Genomic DNA, 361 nt, shown 5'->3' on the forward strand with positions numbered 1-361 from the left:
TTCTTTTCAACTTCATTCCACAACTGCTCTCGATCACTCGCCCATTCAGGTGAATTTTTTGGCGTCAAAATAAAGCTTTCTGGCATGATCGATCGGGCATAAAAATAGTGGCGACCTTCCTTATCATCAAATAGCTTTTCACCACTTCGATAAGCGGCACTGGCAATCGCACTTCGTCCTTTACCAGCACTAATATTACTAAAACTCATGTGGAATATTGCCATGTCAGTCACCGTCTTCCTTTGATTCTATGGGTTTTGACCTTGTTGTCGCCATCGGCGACTTCTAATACAGGATTTTAGCACGATTTACCCCACAAGAATTTGGTGGGGTGTAAGTGCGCATTGACCTCGTTTCACTC

Annotated in this window: 1 protein-coding gene; it reads right to left on the reverse strand. The window is 43.5% G+C overall.

Going from position 1 to position 361, the window contains the following annotated elements; translation table 11 throughout:
- The coding region (locus tag FD20_RS12755; protein ID WP_162255670.1) for a MobA/MobL family protein at positions 1 to 224 on the reverse strand (224 nt) is incomplete at its 3' end.
- Positions 225 to 361: the final 137 nt, after the last annotated feature.

Source organism: Liquorilactobacillus uvarum DSM 19971, assembly GCF_001434935.1.
Taxonomy (GTDB): Bacteria; Bacillota; Bacilli; order Lactobacillales; family Lactobacillaceae; genus Liquorilactobacillus; species Liquorilactobacillus uvarum.